Genomic DNA, 17,572 nt, shown 5'->3' on the forward strand with positions numbered 1-17,572 from the left:
GGTGGGGCGGCCGGCGTCCGGTCAGCGCACCCGGTCGGTGATGCTCTTCGGCCCCCGGCCCATGCCGAGCAGGCCGGCACGCGCGAGCTCCTTGATGCCGTAGGGCTCGAGCACCCGGAGGATCGCCTGGATCTTGCCGGGGTCTCCGGTTACCTCGACGACGAGGGAGTCGGTGGCCACGTCGACGACCTGGGCGCGGAACAGGGTCACCGCGTCGAGGACCGCCGAGCGCGTCTGGTTGTCGACCCGCACCTTCACGAGCATGTGCTCGCGCTGCACGGACTGCGAGTAGTCCAGTTCGACGATCTTGATGACGTTGACGAGCTTGTTGAGCTGCTTCGTCACCTGCTCCAGGGGCAGGTCCTCGACGTCGACGACGACCGTGATCCGGGACAGGCCCTCGACCTCGGTGTTGCCCACGGCGAGCGACTCGATGTTGAAGCCGCGACGGGCGAACAGCCCGGCGACGCGCGTCAGCAGACCCGGCTTGTCCTCGACGAGCAGGGAGAGGACGTGGCTCATGCGGGGTCTCCGGTCATGTCGGCGTCCTCGACGTCCCAGCTGGGCGCGTGGTCGCGGGCGTACTCGATCGAGGAGTTGCCGACGCCCTGCGGGACCATCGGCCACACCATGCTGTCGCGGCTCACCACGAAGTCGATGACCACCGGGCGGTCGTTCGTCTCGAGGGCGAGCTTGATCGCGTCGTCGACCTGGTCGGCGCGCTCGACCCGGATGCCGAGGGCACCGTAGGCGTCGGCGAGCTTCACGAAGTCCGGCACGCGACGGCTCTGGTGGCCCGTCTCGAGGTCGGTGAAGGAGTGGCGGCCGTCGTAGAAGAGGGTCTGCCACTGGCGCACCATGCCGAGCGACGAGTTGTTGATGATCGCGACCTTGATCGGGATGTCGTTGATGACGCAGGTCGCGAGTTCCTGGTTCGTCATCTGGAAGCAGCCGTCGCCGTCGATGGCCCACACCACGCGGTCCGGCTCGGCGACCTTGGCGCCCATCGCGGCGGGCACCGAGTAGCCCATCGTGCCGGCACCGCCGGAGTTCAGCCAGGCGTGCGGCCGCTCGTACTTGATGAACTGCGCGGACCACATCTGGTGCTGCCCGACACCCGACGCGTAGACGGCCTCGGGTCCGGTCAGCTCGCCGATGCGGCGGATGATCGCCTGCGGCGCGAGGAGCCCGTCGGTCGGCTCGGCGTACCCGAGCGGGAAGTCCTTCCGGAGCTGGTCGAGCTTCGCCCACCAGGCGCTCGTGTCGGCACGGTCGGCGGCGACGTCGTTCCACGCGTCGAGGAGGTCGACGAGGACCTCGCGCGCGTCGCCCACGATCGGCACGTCGGCGAAGCGGATCTTCGAGATCTCGGCGGGGTCGATGTCGACGTGCACGACCTTGGCGTGCGGCGCGAACTCGTCGGCCTTGCCGGTCACGCGGTCGTCGAACCGCGCGCCCAGCGCGATGATGAGGTCGCTGTCCTGCAGCCCGAGCACCGCGGGCACCGTGCCGTGCATGCCGGGCATGCCGAGGTGCTGCTGGTGCGAGTCCGGGAAGGCGCCGCGGGCCATCAGCGTCGTGACGACCGGCGCACCGGTGGCCTCGGCGAAGCGGAGCAGCTCGGCGGTCGCGCCGGAGCGGACCACGCCGCCACCCACGTAGAGCACCGGCCGCTCGGCCTCGGCGAGCAGCTGCGCCGCGGCGACGATCTGCTTGCCGTGCGCCTTGGTGACCGGACGGTAGCCGGGCAGGTCGATCTTCGGCGGCCAGACGTAGGGCGCCGACTTCTGCTGGGCGTCCTTCGTGATGTCGACGAGCACGGGGCCCGGACGGCCGGTCGTCGCGATCTGGTACGCCGCGGCGAGGGTCGCCGGGATGTCGGCCGGGTCGGTCACGAGGAACGAGTGCTTCGTGATCGGCATGGTGATGCCGACGATGTCGGCTTCCTGGAAGGCGTCCGTCCCCATCAGGGTCGAGAACACCTGCCCGGTGATCGCGATGAACGGCACCGAGTCCATGTAGGCGTCGGCGATGGCCGTGACGAGGTTCGTCGCACCGGGGCCGGACGTCGCGATGGCGACGCCGACCTTGCCGGACGCCGAGGCGTAGCCCTCGGCGGCGTGGCCGGCGCCCTGCTCGTGCCGGACGAGGATGTGCCGGATCGTGGTGGACGCCATGAGCTCGTCGTAGAACGGGATGATGGCGCCGCCGGGCAGGCCGAAGACGTCGGTGATCCCGAGGTGCTCGAGCGTCCGGAGGACGGCTCCCGAGCCGGTCAGGGTCTCCGGCGACCGGCGTGCACCGGCGGCCGCGGACAGCGGAGTGGCTTCCGTGGGCATGAGGTGGTCCTTGCCTGGAGGGATGGCGGTTCGAACGTGTCGACGCTAGCCCGTGACCGCGCCCTTGGCAGCGGACTGGACGAGCTTCGCGAACTTCGCGAGGACTCCGCGGGTGTAACGCGGGGGCAGCGGGGCCCAGCCTTCGCGGCGGGCCTCCAGCTCGGCCTCGTCGACCAGTAGGTCGAGCGAGCGAGCCGCGATGTCGACACGGATGCGGTCGCCATCGCGCACGAACGCCACTGGACCTGCGTCCACGGCTTCCGGTGCGATGTGGCCGATGCACAGGCCGGTTGTGCCGCCTGAGAATCGTCCGTCCGTCAACAGTAGTACATCCTTGCCGAGTCCAGCGCCCTTGATGGCCGCCGTGATGGCGAGCATCTCGCGCATGCCCGGGCCGCCCTTCGGACCCTCGTAGCGGATGACCACCACGTCGCCCTTCTGGATGCGGCCCTCGGTGAGGGCGTCCATCGCGGCACGCTCGCGGTCGAACACCCGCGCGGGGCCCTCGAACACCTCGGCGTCGAAGCCGGCTGTCTTCACGACGGCGCCCTCGGGCGCGAAGGAGCCCTGCAGGATCGTCAGGCCACCGGTCGCGTGGATCGGGTTGTCGAGCTTCCGGAAGACCTCGCCGTCGAGCTCCGGCGGGTCGATCTCGGCGAGGTTCTCGGCCAGGGTCTTGCCGGTGACCGTCATCACGTCGCCGTGCAGCAGACCGGCCTCGAGCAGCGCCTTCATGATCACGGGGATGCCGCCGTTGCGGTCGACGTCGACCATGACGTACTTGCCGAAGGGCTTCATGTCGGCGAGGTGCGGGACCTTCGAGCCGATGCGGTTGAAGTCGTCGAGGGTGAGCTCGACCTCGGCCTCGTGTGCGATCGCGAGGAGGTGCAGCACGACGTTGGTGGAGCCTCCGAGCGCCATCGCGACGGCGATGGCGTTCTCGAACGCCTCCTTCGTCAGGATCTGGCGGGCGGTGAGCCCGAGGCGCAGCATGTTGACCACGGCCTCGCCGGAGCGACGGGCGTAGTAGTCACGACGACGGTCGGCGCTCGGCGGCGCGGCGGAGCCCGGCAGCGACATGCCGAGGGCCTCGGCGACGCTCGCCATCGTGTTCGCCGTGTACATCCCGCCGCAGGCGCCCTCGCCGGGGACGATCGCACACTCGATCTCCTTGAGCTCCGCTTCGCTCATGGTGCCGGCCTTGCACGCACCGACACCCTCGAAGGAGTCGATGATCGTGACCTCCTTGAAGGAGCCGTCCGCCTGCTTCACGTAGCCCGGCATGACCGAGCCCGCGTAGAGGAAGACGCTCGCGAGGTCGAGGCGCGCGGCGGCCATGAGCATGCCGGGGAGCGACTTGTCGCAGCCCGCGAGCAGCACGGTGCCGTCCAGGCGCTCGGCGTTGACGACGGTCTCGACGCTGTCGGCGATGACCTCACGCGAGACGAGCGAGAAGTGCATGCCCTCGTGGCCCATCGAGATGCCGTCGGACACCGAGATGGTGCCGAACTGCAGGGGGTACCCACCGCCCGAGTGGACGCCTTCCTTGGCGCCCTGCGCGAGGCGGTCCAGCGAGAGGTTGCAGGGGGTGATCTCGTTCCAGGAGGACGCGATCCCGATCTGCGGCTTGTCCCAGTCCTCGTCACCCATGCCGACGGCCCGGAGCATGCCACGCGAGGTGGTCGCTTCGATCCCGTCGGTGACGACCCGGCTGCGGGGCTTCACGTCGATGTCAGGCATGGAGCGAGTCTAGGCGCAGTTGGGATACCAGACCGACAACCCCATGCATCCGCATGGAGAATCGGGTCGGGAGGCGCGGGGCCGGGTCCTCAGCGCGTGGCGCGCAGACGGGCCAGCTGCTTCAGGACGTCGGTGAGGGCCGCCGGGTCGGCGACACGGACCGACGCACGGGTCTCGCCCTCCCCCACCTTGACACCCACGTCGCCGTCGCGGAGCACCGCGAAGGCGTCCTCGTCGGTGACGTCGTCGCCCGCGAAGAACACCGCGTCCGCGCCCCGGAGCTCGCGGAGCCGGTCGATCGCGTCGCCCTTCGTGACGTGTCGCACGGCGAACTCGACGATGTCCTTCCCGCCGCGTTCGAGCACGTCCGCGTCTGCCTCGTGTGCGGCGCGGCTCGCCGCTGCGTTCGCATCGGCGGCGACCTCGGCGCTCACCCGGCGTGTGTGCACGCCGTGCCCCGCGGGCTTGTGCTCGATGACGACGCCGGGGAACCGCGCACCGACCTCGTCGAGCGCGGCACCGACCCGGGCGACCCGGGCGAGTTCGTCCTCGGTGAGCGCGGCCTCGTCGTGACCGTCGACGCGCCACTCCACGCCGTGCGAGCCGACGAGCGCCATGTCCTCGGGCGCGTAGGACACCCGGGCGAGACTGTCGAGCGGCCGACCGGAGACCAGCACGACCTCGGTGTCACGGGCTCGCTGCAGGGTGAGCACCGCCGCCCACGAGCCGGGCAGCGCGCCGACCTGCGAGGGGTCGTCGGCGAACGGGGCGAGCGTGCCGTCGAAGTCGAGGGCGACGAGCAGTCGCGGCGCAGCCGCGAGCGTCTCGAGGGCCGACGTGACGGCGGACTGGTCGGTGGTCTGCTCAGGCACCGCGCGCCTCCCGGGTGTCCTCGGCGGCCCGCGCGGTCTGCGCGTCCTGGTCGAAGATCGACGTCGTGTCCTGCAGTTCCTCGACGTGCTCGTCGCCCGGGTCGGCAGCGGCCGGGTCGAGCTGCGCGCGACGCGGCGCGTGCCGGTCGAGCGCCTCGAGGAAGGAGCGCGACCAGCGCGCCACGTCGTTGTCCCGCACCCGCTTGCGCAGCGCGCGCATCCGGGTGGAGCGTTCGCGGCGGGGCATCTCGACGGCGCGCTGGATGGCGTCCTTCAGGGCGCCGATGTCGTGCGGGTTGACGATGACCGCCTGCTTCAGCTCGTCGGCGGCACCGGCGAACTCGGAGAGGATGAGGACACCGTCGTTGTCGAACCGGGCGGCGACGTACTCCTTCGCGACGAGGTTCATGCCGTCGCGCAGTGCCGTCACGAGCATGATGTCGGCGGCGAGGTAGAGCGCCACCATCTCCTCGCGCGGGTACCCGTGGTGCAGGTAGGCGATCGGCTGGTGCCCGATGACGCCGAGGTCGCCGTTGATCCGACCGACCGTCAGCTCGATCTCGTCGCGCAGGGTCGCGTAGGTGTCGACGCGCTCGCGGCTCGGGCTGGCGACCTGCACGAGGGTCGCGTCCTCGACCGCGATCCGGCCGTCCTCGACGAGCTCGCCGAACGCCTTGATGCGGTGACGGATGCCCTTCGTGTAGTCGAGCCGGTCGACGCCGAGCAGCACGGTCTTCGGGTTGCCGAGGCTCTCGCGGATCTCGCGGGCGCGCTCCTGCACCTCGGGCCGGTGCGCGAGCGCCTCGAAGCTCTCGGCGTCGATCGAGATCGGGAAGTGTCGCGCCTCGACGTGCCGGACCGTGATGCCCCGGCGGCTCCGCGGGGCGGCCGGGTCGTCGACGGGGACGTCGATCGTCGAGCCCTTCGTCGTGTAGCCCTTGATGTGGCGCACCGCGCGGAGGAAGTCGCTCGCGTCGTCGTGGCGCTGGAAGCCGATCACGTCCGCCCCGAGCAGGCCGTCGAGGATCTGCGCACGCCACGGGAGCTGCGCGTAGATGCCGACGGGCGGGAACGGGATGTGGTTGAAGAAGCCGATCGTCAGGTCGGGGCGACGCTCCCGCAGCAGCGCCGGGAGGAGCTGCAGCTGGTAGTCCTGCACCCACACGACGCCGTCCTGCTCGACGATGTCGACGATCTGGTCGGCGAAGCGCTCGTTCACCCGCACGTAGGCGTTCCACCAGTCGCGGTGGTAGCTCGGGTGCTCGATGACGTCGTGGTAGAGCGGCCAGAGGGTGTCGTTCGAGAAGCCCTCGTAGTACTCCTCGACGTCGTCCGCGCTGAGCGGCACCGGCACGATGTGGATGCCCTCGTTGTCGAAGGGCGCGACCTCGACGTCGGGCTGCCCCACCCAGCCCACCCACGCGCCGTCGTTGGCACGCATGACCGGCTCGAGCGCGGTGACGAGGCCACCGGGCGAGTGCCGCCACCCCTCGTTGCCGTCCGCGTCGACGACGCGGTCGACCGGGAGGCGGTTCGAGGCGACGACGAAGGCGTAGCGGGTCTGGTCGGTGGGTGCTGCCATGGGGTGGTGGGGTCTCCGTCTCCCCCGGCAGGGTCGCCGGGTCCGGACCCGAAGTTACCAGCGTGCCGACAGGGGACTCACGGTGGATCGGCGGACTCCGCTACGATCGGCGCCGTGTCGGGGGGACACGAAGGGACCGACACGGCGTCGGCGCCGGCCTCTCGGCGAGAGAGGACCCGCGCCACCGTGAGCGACCAGCCACCCGTCCCGCCCGTCCCGCCCGAGGGCGGTCCCGCACAGCCGGGAGGCGCGCCGCAGTGGTCGACGCACCCCGCGCCCGTGGCGGGGTCGGCCTCCACCTCCGCGGTCGCGTCCGACCCGCTCGGTCGGGTGCTCCGTGCCGTCCCCGGCCGCGACTGGCTCGCCGCGGTCCTCGCGGCCGTCGGCGGCTGGGTCGCCGCCTACGTCGTCGCGGCACTGTCGCTCCTGCTCACGGTGCTCGTGCTCGCCGCCGGCAGCGACTCGTCCGGGTCGTCCTCCGGGCTCGGCTCCTCGGGCGACCTCGGCTCGACCGGCGCCACCGGCGCCCCGGACGTGCAGTCGCTCGTCTCGGGCGTCAGCGTGCTGCTCGGCGCACCCGCGCAGCTCGTCGTGCTCGCCGACCTCGGGCGGCTCCACCTGTCCGGTTCGGCCGGGCTGTTCGGCGTCTCCGGAGCGGCCTCCGTCGGGTTCGTCCCCGCCGTCGTGCTCGCCGCGCAGGTCGTGCTCGCGGTCGTCCTCACGCGTCGCATCCGGACGAGGACCACCGGGTTCGTCGGCCTGCTCGTGCCGGCGCTGCTCTCCGGCGTCGTGCTCACCGCCGTCACGACGGTCACCGGACTCGCGCTCGCGATCCGCTTCCCCGACGTCCCCGGCGTCTCGATCGACCCGGTGCACGGCGTCGGCATCGGCAGTGTGCTCGGCTCCTTCGTGATCGGGACGCTGTCCGTCCTGCTGGCCCGCCCGTCGTCGCTCGTGCGCGGCGTGCACCTCGGCCGGGTGCTCGGCACGGTCCGGATCGCCGCCACGCAGTTCGTCGTGCTCCTCGCCGTCGTGTTCCTGGTCGTCGTGGTCGGCGCGCTCGTCGCCCAGCCGTCGTGGGGCTCGGCACTGCCGCTCGTCATCGGCAACGCGGCCGTCGCGATCACGGCGCTCGGGTTCCTGGGCGGCGTCGGCGCCTCGGGCATCGGCGCGGGCGGCGGCACCGCGACCGTGTTCGGCGGGACGAGCGGACTCGTCTGGCTCGCCGTGCTCCTCGTGCTCGTGACGGCGTTCGTCGCCGGCCTCGCACTCGCGGTGCGCCGCAACGACCGGGTCCGCACCACGCTCGACTGGGTGGTGACGCCGGCGGTCTGGCTGGTGGCGGGGCTCGTGCTGCTCGTGCTCGGCACCGCCGTGGTGTCGTACTCGGCATCCGGCACGTCGGTCGTCGGCGGTGCCGGTTCGCTCGGCGTCACGCCGTGGACCCCGCTCGTGACGGCGCTGTGGGGCGCGGCGATCGAGGTCGTCGCACGGTTCGTCGCGCCGGTGCTGCTGCCGATGCTCGGCGGGCGCGTGCTCCTCGGGACCGCCCGGATCGTGGGGACGGACCCGCGGGCAGCGGCCGGTCCGGCCGCTGCCGACCGGGAGGACCCGGCGGACGTCGACGGCGTCGTGCCCGGGCAGACGGTGTCCGGTCCGGCGCCCGTCGGCGTGCCGGCGCGGGACGGTGGCGTGCCGACCGACGCGGACGCCGCCGCCCCGGCGTCCGCGTGGTCCGCGACGCCTGCCCCGCAGGACGGCGCGGCCGCGCAGCCGTTCCTCGGCTCCGGGGCACCCGCCCCCGCCCCGATGTCGCCGAGGGCCCGGAAGGTCCTCGTCCGCTCGCTCATCGCCGGCGGCGCCGTCGTCGTCCTCGTGATCGCGGGCGTCGTGACGACCTCGGTCCTCAGAGCGAACGTCTGGGGACCCGCGCCGACCGTGCGTGCCTACGTCGAGGCGATCGCCCGCGGTGACGCCGCCGCTGCCGAGCGACTCAGCGAGGTCCCCGGCGACGCACCGATGCTCGACCGCGCCGTGCTCCGCAGTGCCTCCGACCGCCCGGAGGACGTGCGCGTCGGCCGGGTCTCGGCGAGCGGTGACAACGCACTCGCGACCGTCTCGTACCGCCAGGACGGCAAGCAGCGCTCGGGCCAGGTCACGCTCCGCCGCACCGGCACGGCCTTCCTGGTGAAGGACGAGTGGCGCGTCACCGAGCCGCTCGCCGAGACCGTCTCGATCACCGCCTCCTCCGCGCTCGAGGGCGCGCCGATCTCCATCGGCGGCAAGCGCGTCGGCACGATCCAGGACGGCGCCTTCCGCTCGCTCGCCTACCCGGGCACCTACGAGGTCACGGTCGGCGGCGACGAGTACTTCACCGGCGGAGAGAAGAAGCTGTCGGTCGGGTCCTCCACCTCGTCGTCGTACGTCGACTTCGAGCCGAAGGCGACCGAGAAGCTCGAGCAGGACGCCGAGCAGTTCGTCACCGACCTCATCCAGGACTGCGCCGCGAAGACCGAGGTCCGTGCGCTCGACGGCTGCCCCTGGTACGGCCCCTACGACGCGGACGGCCCGGTGAAGTACTCGGTGAAGACCATGCCGAAGCTGCGGGTCGACGCGTCGCTGTCCGGCTCGATCCTCGTCGAGAGCACCTCCGACGGCGTCATCGGGTACGACTACACGTCGTACTTCGGCGGCTCCGGGCACGCCGAGGACACCTTCGACGTGAACGAGTACCTGAAGGTCGAGGACGGCAAGCTCGTCGCCGCCTACTGAGCGAGCGCGGGGTCTGCATCGCGCACACCGCGACCGTGCGACGGCCGGCCTGGGGTCCCCAGGCCGGCCGTCTCACTAGGCTCGGGCGCATGGTGATGACACGCTCCTGGCGGAACGGCGAGCCGGGTGAGCGGGACTTCCCCGTCGAGCGCATCTCGGACCTGGTGGCGGAAGACGGGGCCTTCGTGTGGGTGGACTACACCGACCCGGGGGCCTCGGACCTCGAACAGGTCGAGGAGGAGCTCGGCATCCACGCGCTCGCCGTCGAGGACGCGGTCGAACGCGGGCAGCGACCGAAGCTCGACCGCTACCGCGACAGCCTGTTCCTGGTCGTGTACGACGTGGGCGGCCTCGGTGACGACGGTGAGCTCGCCGTGCACGAGGTGAAGGCGTTCATCACGCACCACGCCCTGGTCACCGTGCACGCCGCCGACGTCGACCCCGCCACCGTCGAACGCCGGCTGCACGCGAACGCCGACCTCGCCGACCACGGTGTCCCCTGGCTGGTCTGGGGGCTCCTCGACACGGTCGTCGACCACGCCACCGCGGCGGTCGCGGACATCGAGCGACGCATCGACGACCTCGAGGACGACCTCTTCGAGCACGGCAACCCGCGCGAGCAGCAGATCCAACGCCGGTCGTTCCGGCTCCGGAAGGCCCTGGGCGTGCTCCGTCGGCAGGTCGTGCCGACCCGGGACAGCGTCGGCTCGATGCTGCACGGCGACGCCGACACCATCGTCGACGGCATCCGTCCCTACTACCGCGACGTCGAGGACCACCTGGTGTCCGTCGCGGACTCGGTGGACCAGCTCCGCGACGCCGTGTCCAGCGTGCTCGACACGAACCTGAACCTGGCGTCGAACCGGCAGAACGTCGTGATGAAGAAGGTGACGAGCTGGGCGGCGATCATCGCCGTGCCGACCGCCATCACGGGCGCGTTCGGCATGAACGTGACCTTCCCCGGCGAGGGGCACTGGTCGGGGCTGTTCGCCGCCGTCGGCCTGGCGACCGCGTCGTCGCTGCTGCTCTACGGGTCGTTCAAGAAGCGCGACTGGCTGTAGCGCGCCGCGGCGACCGACCCTGCGTCAGAGCTGCAGCGCGAGCACGCCGGCGACGACCGTGAGCGGCGCGACGACGCAACCGAGCGCCATGTACCGCCCCCACGACAGGTGCACGCCCTCGGACGACAGCCGTGCATGCCAGAGCAGCGTCGCGAGCGAGGCCCACGGCGTGATGAGGCAGCCGGCGTTGACCCCGACGAGCAGCGCCGCGTAGCGCAGGGCTTCGTGCCCCGCGGCGGGTTCGAGCACCAGGTAGGCGGGCAGGTTGTCGATCGCGTTGGCCGCGACGCCGCCGGCGCCGCCGAGCAGCAGGAGCGAGCCGGTGTCGGTGCCGCCGGACAGCGCCCGCACGACGGGGTCGGTGACGCCGGTCGCGTGCAGCGTCTCGACCACCACGAACAGCCCGGCCGCGAAGATGAGCGTCGACCAGGGCACGCGCGACGGCCGGAGCTCGCCCGGGGCCCGGAAGGCGGCGACGACGACGAGCAGCACGGCGGCCGCCACCGCGGCGATCCACACCGTCACGCCGGCGGTGAGCGCGACGACGAGGGCGACGAGCACCGCCGACGCCGACCAGAAGAACACCGGGTCGGTCGCCTGGCGCACGGACACCGGCGTGTACCGGCCGAAGAGCTTGCCGCGGAACACCACGAGGAGCACGGCGCACGGCACGACGACCCCGGCGAGCGCCGCCCACACCATCAACCCCGCGAACGGGATCGGCCCGTCGAGCCCGATCCGGTCGACGGCGAGCAGGTTCGTCAGGTTCGACACCGGCAGCAGCAGCGACGCCGTGTTCGCCAACCACACCGTCGTCAGGGCGAACGGCATCGGCGGCAGACCGACCCGTCGTGCGAGCGTGATCACGATCGGCGTGAGCAGCACCGCCGTGGTGTCGATGGACAGGAACACGGTGCAGACGACCGCGAGGACGACGACCGCGCCCCACAACCCGATCGTCCGGCCGCCGCCGACCTTGGCGGCGACGTCGGCGAGCCGGTCGAAGACACCGGCGTCGGCGGCGAGCTCGGCGACGACGGTCAGCCCGAGCACGAACGCCAGGACCGGGACGACCCGGTCGGCGAGCTCGGCGAGGTCGGACAGCGGCAGCAGCCCGAGGGCGACACACACCGCGCCGACGACGAGCAGGACTCCCCCGATGACGGCCTGGCGCACGGTGACTCCTCGATCTGCACGCCGGCAGGGCGACCGGCGGCGCTCCAATGTAGCGGCCGGTAGCGTGGCGGGGACGACCAAGAGGAGGAACCCGTGCGGAAGTTCATGTTCAGCGGTGCGGTGTGGAGTTCGATCATCAGCGGCTACAGCGTCCTGCAGACGACGCGGCAGGGTCCGCGCGACTGGCGACTGGCCCTCACCTGGGTCGCGTGGATCGCGACGACGATCGTCGCGGTCGGCACGGTCGTCGAGGACGACCGCGCGGTGAAGGCGCGCCAGCCGTAGCAGGCGGGTCGCGTCCCCGACGCGACCCGACGACACACGGGAGGCGCGGTGCCGGCTGGCACCGCGCCTCCCGTGTGTCCGGGGGTCACCGACGAGCGGTCAGCGCTGCGGTGGTCGGCGCTGCGGTGGTCAGCGCTGCGGTGGTCAGCGCTGCGGTGGTCGGCGCTGCGGTGATCAGCGCTGCGGTGGTCAGCGCGCCTCGGGCGGGATGGCCTCTGGTCGGATGCCGGAGGTCTGGATCGGACCGGTGAAGAGCGCTGCACGCTCGTCGCCCTCGCGGAAGAGGGCGGTGTCCTGCTCGTCGGTCCGCGGTCGGCGTCGGACCGCCGTCTCGTCCCCCTGGGCGACCTGCACGCGCTGGCGCGGCAGCGCGTCGGGGTGCTCGCGCTGCACCCACTCGACCATCTCCTCGCGGACGTAGCAGCGCAGGTCGAAGAGCCCGCCGGCGTCCGGTGCCGTCACCAGGATCCGCACGCGCACCATGCCGCCCACCGCGTCGGTGACCTGCAGCACCTTGGTGCGGCCGTCCCAGATGGACGACGTGGCGAGGATGCGGTCGAGCTCGGCGCGCATCTCGGAGGGGTTGACGCGCCAGTCGAGGTCGAACTCGACGGCGCCGAGCAGCTCGCTGTTCGTGCGCGTCCAGTTCTCGAACGGCGTGCTCGTGAAGTACGTCGACGGCAGCACGAAGCGTCGGTCGTCCCACAGGTGCACGACGACGTAGGTGAGGGTGATCTCCTCGATGCGCCCCCACTGCTGCTCCACCACGACGACGTCGTCGACGCGGATGGAGCCGGAGAAGGCGAGCTGCATGCCCGCGAAGACGTTGCCGAGCGTCGACTGCGCGGCGAGGCCGGCGATGACCGAGATGAGGCCCGCCGAGGCGAGGACGCTCGCGCCGGCGGCCTCGACGCCGGGGAAGGTGAGCAGGATCGCGCCGACGCCGATGATGACGAGCACGGCGACGGTCAACCGGCGGAGGATGAGCACCTGCGTGCGGATGCGGCGCGCGACCCGGTTGTCCGGCACGTCCACGCGGTAGCGGTAGAGCCCGAGGCTCTCGAGGAACACGGCGACCTCGCACGCGAGCCACGTGCCGACGCCGATCGTGGCGATGAGGAACGTGTGCGACACCTCGTCCCGCCACGGGTACGCGCGGGTGTCCGGGACCGAGGTCGAGAAGGCCGCCCACAGCAGGACGAGCAACAGCATGATCCGGGTCGGGTGCTTCGTCCGCCGGGACAGGACCGACGCCCACCGTTCCCGGCGGGACAGGACCCGGAAGACCAGGTGCAGGACGAGGGCCGCGGCGGCCGTCACGAGCAGGGCGAACCCGATCGCGACGAGGAGTCGGAGGAGGATGTCCATCCCCCCATGCAACCAGCGCCCGTGCCCCGCATCGGAGGTTCGCGCCGGATGTCCGCCCCGGAACCGATCGACTAGTAGCGTGTCGCGCATGACAGCGCAGAACGACACCGGGGTGGACCGCGCCCCCGCGAACGACTTCTCGCACGAGCAGGAGGGCTACCAGCACGGTCTGAAGCCCCGGCAACTGCAGATGATCGCGATCGGCGGGGCCATCGGCACCGGGCTCTTCCTGGGCGCCGGTGGGCGTCTGCACACCGCAGGGCCCGCCCTGGCGATCACGTACCTCATCGCCGGGGTCTTCGCGTTCTTCATCCTCCGGGCGCTCGGCGAACTCGTGCTCCACCGTCCGTCCTCGGGGTCGTTCATCTCCTACGCCCGCGAGTTCTACGGCGAGAAGTTCGCCTACGCCGCCGGCTGGATGTACTTCCTGAACTGGGCGATGACGTCGATCGTGGACACCACCGCGGTCGCGCTCTACCTGCAGTACTGGAAGGCGTTCACGGCCGCCCCGCAGTGGCTCCTGGCGCTCATCGCCCTCGTCGTCGTCCTCGCCGCGAACATGGTCGCGGTCAAGGTGTTCGGCGAGCTGGAGTTCTGGTTCGCCCTCATCAAGGTCGCCGCCCTCGTGGCCTTCCTCGTCGTCGCCATCATCTGGCTCGTCTTCGCCTTCCCGGTCGAGGCCGGCGGTGAAGCGGTCCGCACCGGGTTCTCGATCCTCGGCGACAACGGCGGGGTGTTCCCGAACGGTCTGCTGCCCGCGGTGCTCGTGATCCAGGGCGTCGTGTTCGCCTACGCCGCGATCGAGCTCGTCGGCACCGCGTCCGGCGAGACCCAGGACACCGAGAAGGTCATCCCCCGCGCCATCAACTCCGTCGTCTTCCGCATCGCGGTCTTCTACGTCGGGTCGATCGTCCTGCTGTCGCTCCTGCTGCCCTACACGGCGTACAAGGAGGGCCAGAGCCCCTTCGTGACGTTCTTCTCGTCGCTCGGCAACCCGCACGTCGGCACGATCGTCGGGTCGATCATGAACTTCGTCGTGCTCACGGCCGCACTGTCCTCCCTGAACGCCGGCCTCTACTCGACCGGACGCGCCCTCCACTCGATGGGCATGAACGGCTCCGCGCCGAAGTGGACCACGAAGATGTCGAAGGGCGGTGTGCCGTACGCCGGCATCCTCCTCACCGCGGCCTTCACCGTGCTCGGCGTCGGGCTGAACTACTTCGTGCCGAGCCAGGCGTTCGAGATCGCGCTGAACATCGCCAGCCTCGGCATCATCACCGCGTGGGGCACGATCATCCTCTGCCAGATGCGTCTGCGGCAGTGGGCGAAGCAGGGCCTCGCGAAGGAACCGACCTTCCGCTTGCCCGGTGCGCCCGTCACCTCGTGGCTGACGCTCGCGTTCCTGGCGTCGGTCGTCGTCCTGATGGCCATCGACTACCCGGTCGGCACGTACACGATCGCGTCGCTCGTGATCGTCATCCCGCTGCTGATCGTCGGGTGGTTCCTGCAGCGCGACCGGATCCTCCGCATCGCTGCCCTCCGCGAGGGCGTCACCGGACCGTTCCCCGTCACCGGCCGGGACCCGGCGAAGCAGGTCCGTCGGGGCAGCGACGGCGACGGCGGCAGGAGCGGCCGCTAGCGGGTCGGACGGGTCCGGCACTCCTTCGGTACGATCAGCGCGTGCCGGACCCTTCTTCCTCCCCCACGCTCGACCTGCAGCTCACGTGGCGTCGGACCTTCGGTCGCGTGCGCGTGTACGCCGACCGGGTGACGGCGGAGACGAGCTTCGAGCGCGACCGGCTGACCGAGGTCCCGATGGCGTCGGTGCGGGGCTGGCGGATCGAGCAGTGCGACTTCGACGCGGTGTGCGTGGAGTTCGTGACGGCCGCCGAGACCTACCGCGTGCTGCTCGCCCCGGACGACGAGCGGGTCGCGGCGTTGGCGCTGCGACGGGTGCTCGGGGCGCCGCTGCCGTCGGCGTCCTGAGCGCGGCGCCCGCTGCTGCCCCTGTGCTCGCGCTTGCGCGTGGGGCGCCTGGCACGGCCGGACGCCTCGCTGCGTCGGGAGGGTCGTGCGCCCGCGGCGCGCGACGCGTCAGACGAGCAGCAGGATCGCCGCCACGACCGAAGCCGCCGCGATCGCGAGCGCGATGAGCAGCAGCACGAAGTGCACGCGCCAGAACGTCGTCGGGCGCCCCGCGGCGTCGCGCGCCCGGGAGTCCTTCGCGACGCGCTGGAAGAAGCGCGGCCAGGCGACGACGTTGAACACGGCGCCGACGAACAGGACGATGGCTGCGAAGACGGTCACGCCTCCAGTGTAGGAGCCGGGTGCCGCGCGCCGGGTGCGACGCGTGCCGCTCGCCGGGGCGGGTGGTGCTCGGCCGCCCCCAACGCGACCGAGTCCCACCCCGCTGCGACACCGCGGGTGTAGCAGGTGCTACAGACCCTACACGGCGCCTCGGACCGCGTCGAGGACCGAGCCGCTGCGGTTCACGTGCCGTCGGCCGGCCCCGCCAGCGCCGACTCGGCCTCGGCGAGGACCGCGCGCTCGGCGGTGGTCAGGGGCTGCCGGCTCCGGCGCGCTCCGTCCTCGATCTCGACGACCAGGCGGCTCAACCGGGTCACCGGGTCCGTCGAGGCCGGGTAGGCGTTGTCCGTGCCGACCCGCTCGTGCACCGGCGCGAGACGCTGCAGCGCGAGGTCGACCCGGCGAGCACGACGACGGCGGGACACCCGGTGCCCGATCACCAGCAGCAGCATCCCCGACGCCACGCAGATGACGGCACCAGGGGTGGTCACGTCGTACGGGAGCCCGAGGGCGCGGGTGACGTCGAGCCGCCCGACGACGTGTGCGACGTCCATCACCACGACGACGACCATGCGGACGACGCCGAAGACCCCGCCGAGCACGAGGACCCACAGCCCGACGAGGTCCGTCGCCGTGCGGGCCTCGCGCACGTGCAGGACGCAGATGACCCCGGTCGCCCCGAGCGTCACCCCGAGCCACGCCGTCTGCGCGATCGAGTACACCGCCGCAGCAGGCTGCGACCCGGCGTCGAGCATGAAGGTGGTGGTCGTCGGTGGCCTGTCGAGCACCGTGAACGCCGCGATCACCACGACGAGCACGACCACGCACGCGACGACGATGGCGTTCCGCAGCCAGGGCCGCGCGACGCCGACGGCCTTCGCCACGCCCCACAGCAGGGTGCTCGTGCCGGCCACCATGAGGCCGTCGCTGACCACCGTCACCAGGTTGACGCCGCCCACGAGCGGGTCCAGCCAGCGGTACAGCGGGTCGACGTTCGTGACGATCGTCGCGGCGAACAGCAGGAACGTCACCGCGAGCGTGCGGTCCTGCCCGCGCTGCAGCACCGCGAGCACGAGCGTCCCGGCGACGAGCAGCAGCGCCTGGACGAGGGCGATCGTCACCCGAAGACCCCGCGGAACGCGCTCGGGCGTCCGCGGTGCTGCCGGATCGCCTCGGCCAGCCGGTCGGCGAAGACCTCTGCCTCGTGCTCGTACTCGTTCGCGAAGAGCCCGCGCGCCATCGCCCGCTCGACCTTGTACCCGGGCAGGTCCGGGATCACGTCGCGGATGTACGCCGACTGCGCCGCGTGCTCCTGGTGCCGGTGCAGGACGTGGCCGAGCTCGTGCCCGATGACGAAGGACCGGAAGGTCGGTGACGGCGTCGGCGAGATCATCACGAGGTGCGAGCGTTCGAGCGTCGCGACGAAGCCGCACACCGGTTCGTCGAGGAGGAACGCCTCCTCGCGCACCACGATCGGCTTGCCGACGACGCGGGCGGCGGCGTCGACGGCCTGGTCGACGTCCGACCAGCCCTCGGCGGCCGCCAGGAGCCAGAAGTCCTCGACGAAGGAGCCGCTCATGCCACGCTCCCCCGCTCGGACTCCTCCTCGAGCACCTCGGCGATGCGGCGGAGCGCCTCGGGCGAGAGCTCGCCGGGGAACGTCCGGGCAGCGAAGCCGCTGACCCGGGCCGAGCGGAGCGACCGGACGAGCGCGAGCTGCGCCCCGATCCGTTCGGGCACCTCGCTGTCCTCGAGCAGGAAGCGCTCGTCGACGGTGAAGAACCCGGCGAGGTGGCGCAGCAACGCGGTGTCGCGGTTCCGTCGGCCGTCCCCGGAGAGCATGTAGGTCCACTTCGCCCGCGACAGCGATGCTCCGCGCGAGGCCACGTACTCCTCGATCGTGGCGAACGGCACGGGGGCGCCGCGCTGGGCCTCCTCGAAGTCGAGGAGCAGGTTCAGCCGGCGTGCGAGTTCGGCGGCGTCGAGCGTCCCGCCCCGCTGTTCCACGGTCGCCATGTCGATCGGACTCCTCCCCAGCCGCTGGTGGACGTCATGGTAGCGCGGCCTCCT

General features: G+C 71.7%; 16 protein-coding genes. 5 read left to right on the top strand and 11 right to left on the bottom strand.

Annotated elements, in window-relative coordinates; translation table 11 throughout:
* Positions 1–21 precede the first annotated feature (21 nt).
* The 5 genes from ilvN to otsA all read right to left on the bottom strand — a co-directional run bounded on the left by ilvN (position 22) and on the right by otsA (position 6,533).
* Positions 22–522, bottom strand: a complete 501-nt coding sequence (gene ilvN / locus ACY3FI_RS10205; protein ID WP_462547417.1) for an acetolactate synthase small subunit — start codon at positions 520–522, stop codon at positions 22–24.
* Positions 519–2,339 (bottom strand): acetolactate synthase large subunit, encoded by a 1,821-nt coding sequence (locus ACY3FI_RS10210; protein ID WP_462547418.1) that lies wholly within the window; start codon positions 2,337–2,339, stop codon positions 519–521. The genes ilvN and ACY3FI_RS10210 overlap by 4 nt, the downstream gene beginning before the upstream one ends.
* Positions 2,340–2,384: 45 nt before the next feature.
* Positions 2,385–4,079 (bottom strand): dihydroxy-acid dehydratase, encoded by a 1,695-nt coding sequence (gene ilvD, locus ACY3FI_RS10215; RefSeq protein ID WP_462547419.1) that lies wholly within the window; start codon positions 4,077–4,079, stop codon positions 2,385–2,387.
* 89 nt (positions 4,080–4,168) lie between these two features.
* Positions 4,169–4,951: a trehalose-phosphatase gene (otsB, locus tag ACY3FI_RS10220; RefSeq protein ID WP_462547420.1), complete on the bottom strand. Its 783-nt coding sequence runs from the start codon at positions 4,949–4,951 to the stop codon at positions 4,169–4,171.
* On the bottom strand, positions 4,944–6,533 hold the full coding sequence (gene otsA, locus ACY3FI_RS10225) for an alpha,alpha-trehalose-phosphate synthase (UDP-forming) (protein WP_462547421.1): 1,590 nt from the start codon (positions 6,531–6,533) through the stop codon (positions 4,944–4,946). Before otsA ends, otsB begins: the two co-directional genes overlap by 8 nt.
* Positions 6,534–6,719: 186 nt before the next feature.
* Here otsA and ACY3FI_RS10230 point away from each other — a divergent pair, with 186 nt between their 5' ends.
* Both ACY3FI_RS10230 and ACY3FI_RS10235 read left to right on the top strand, forming a co-directional pair.
* On the top strand, positions 6,720–9,305 hold the full coding sequence (locus ACY3FI_RS10230) for a hypothetical protein (RefSeq protein WP_462547422.1): 2,586 nt from the start codon (positions 6,720–6,722) through the stop codon (positions 9,303–9,305).
* A gap of 89 nt (positions 9,306–9,394) precedes the next feature.
* Positions 9,395–10,366, top strand: a complete 972-nt coding sequence (locus ACY3FI_RS10235; RefSeq protein ID WP_462547423.1) for a magnesium transporter CorA family protein — start codon at positions 9,395–9,397, stop codon at positions 10,364–10,366.
* A 24-nt stretch (positions 10,367–10,390) separates the two neighbouring features.
* On the opposite strand, the gene ACY3FI_RS10240 is transcribed toward ACY3FI_RS10235, so the two are convergent.
* The gene (locus ACY3FI_RS10240) at positions 10,391–11,542 is read right to left on the bottom strand and encodes an SLC13 family permease (protein WP_462547424.1); all 1,152 of its coding nucleotides are present in this window, start codon (positions 11,540–11,542) and stop codon (positions 10,391–10,393) included.
* A 93-nt stretch (positions 11,543–11,635) separates the two neighbouring features.
* On the opposite strand from ACY3FI_RS10240, the gene ACY3FI_RS10245 reads away from it, so the two are divergent.
* The gene (locus ACY3FI_RS10245; RefSeq protein WP_462547425.1) at positions 11,636–11,827 is read left to right on the top strand and encodes a hypothetical protein; all 192 of its coding nucleotides are present in this window, start codon (positions 11,636–11,638) and stop codon (positions 11,825–11,827) included.
* Between the two features lie 189 nt (positions 11,828–12,016).
* Here the strand turns inward: ACY3FI_RS10245 and ACY3FI_RS10250 are convergent, their stop codons facing one another.
* Positions 12,017–13,195 (bottom strand): mechanosensitive ion channel family protein, encoded by a 1,179-nt coding sequence (locus tag ACY3FI_RS10250; protein ID WP_462547426.1) that lies wholly within the window; start codon positions 13,193–13,195, stop codon positions 12,017–12,019.
* An 88-nt stretch (positions 13,196–13,283) separates the two neighbouring features.
* Between ACY3FI_RS10250 and ACY3FI_RS10255 the strand changes: the two genes are divergently transcribed.
* Both ACY3FI_RS10255 and ACY3FI_RS10260 read left to right on the top strand, forming a co-directional pair.
* Positions 13,284–14,834, top strand: a complete 1,551-nt coding sequence (locus ACY3FI_RS10255; RefSeq protein WP_462547427.1) for an amino acid permease — start codon at positions 13,284–13,286, stop codon at positions 14,832–14,834.
* Between the two features lie 41 nt (positions 14,835–14,875).
* Complete coding sequence (locus ACY3FI_RS10260) at positions 14,876–15,181, top strand: hypothetical protein (protein WP_462547428.1); 306 nt, start codon at positions 14,876–14,878, stop codon at positions 15,179–15,181.
* 108 nt (positions 15,182–15,289) lie between these two features.
* Here the strand turns inward: ACY3FI_RS10260 and ACY3FI_RS10265 are convergent, their stop codons facing one another.
* The 4 genes from ACY3FI_RS10265 to ACY3FI_RS10280 form a co-directional block, all read right to left on the bottom strand.
* Positions 15,290–15,502: an SCO4848 family membrane protein gene (locus ACY3FI_RS10265; RefSeq protein ID WP_462547429.1), complete on the bottom strand. Its 213-nt coding sequence runs from the start codon at positions 15,500–15,502 to the stop codon at positions 15,290–15,292.
* A gap of 182 nt (positions 15,503–15,684) precedes the next feature.
* Positions 15,685–16,623: a hypothetical protein gene (locus ACY3FI_RS10270; RefSeq protein ID WP_462547430.1), complete on the bottom strand. Its 939-nt coding sequence runs from the start codon at positions 16,621–16,623 to the stop codon at positions 15,685–15,687.
* Complete coding sequence (locus tag ACY3FI_RS10275) at positions 16,620–17,081, bottom strand: ImmA/IrrE family metallo-endopeptidase (RefSeq protein ID WP_462547431.1); 462 nt, start codon at positions 17,079–17,081, stop codon at positions 16,620–16,622. The genes ACY3FI_RS10270 and ACY3FI_RS10275 overlap by 4 nt, the downstream gene beginning before the upstream one ends.
* Complete coding sequence (locus ACY3FI_RS10280) at positions 17,078–17,518, bottom strand: hypothetical protein (protein ID WP_462547432.1); 441 nt, start codon at positions 17,516–17,518, stop codon at positions 17,078–17,080. The genes ACY3FI_RS10275 and ACY3FI_RS10280 overlap by 4 nt, the downstream gene beginning before the upstream one ends.
* Positions 17,519–17,572: the final 54 nt, after the last annotated feature.

The sequence above is a fragment of the Curtobacterium sp. RM9 genome (assembly GCF_054956955.1).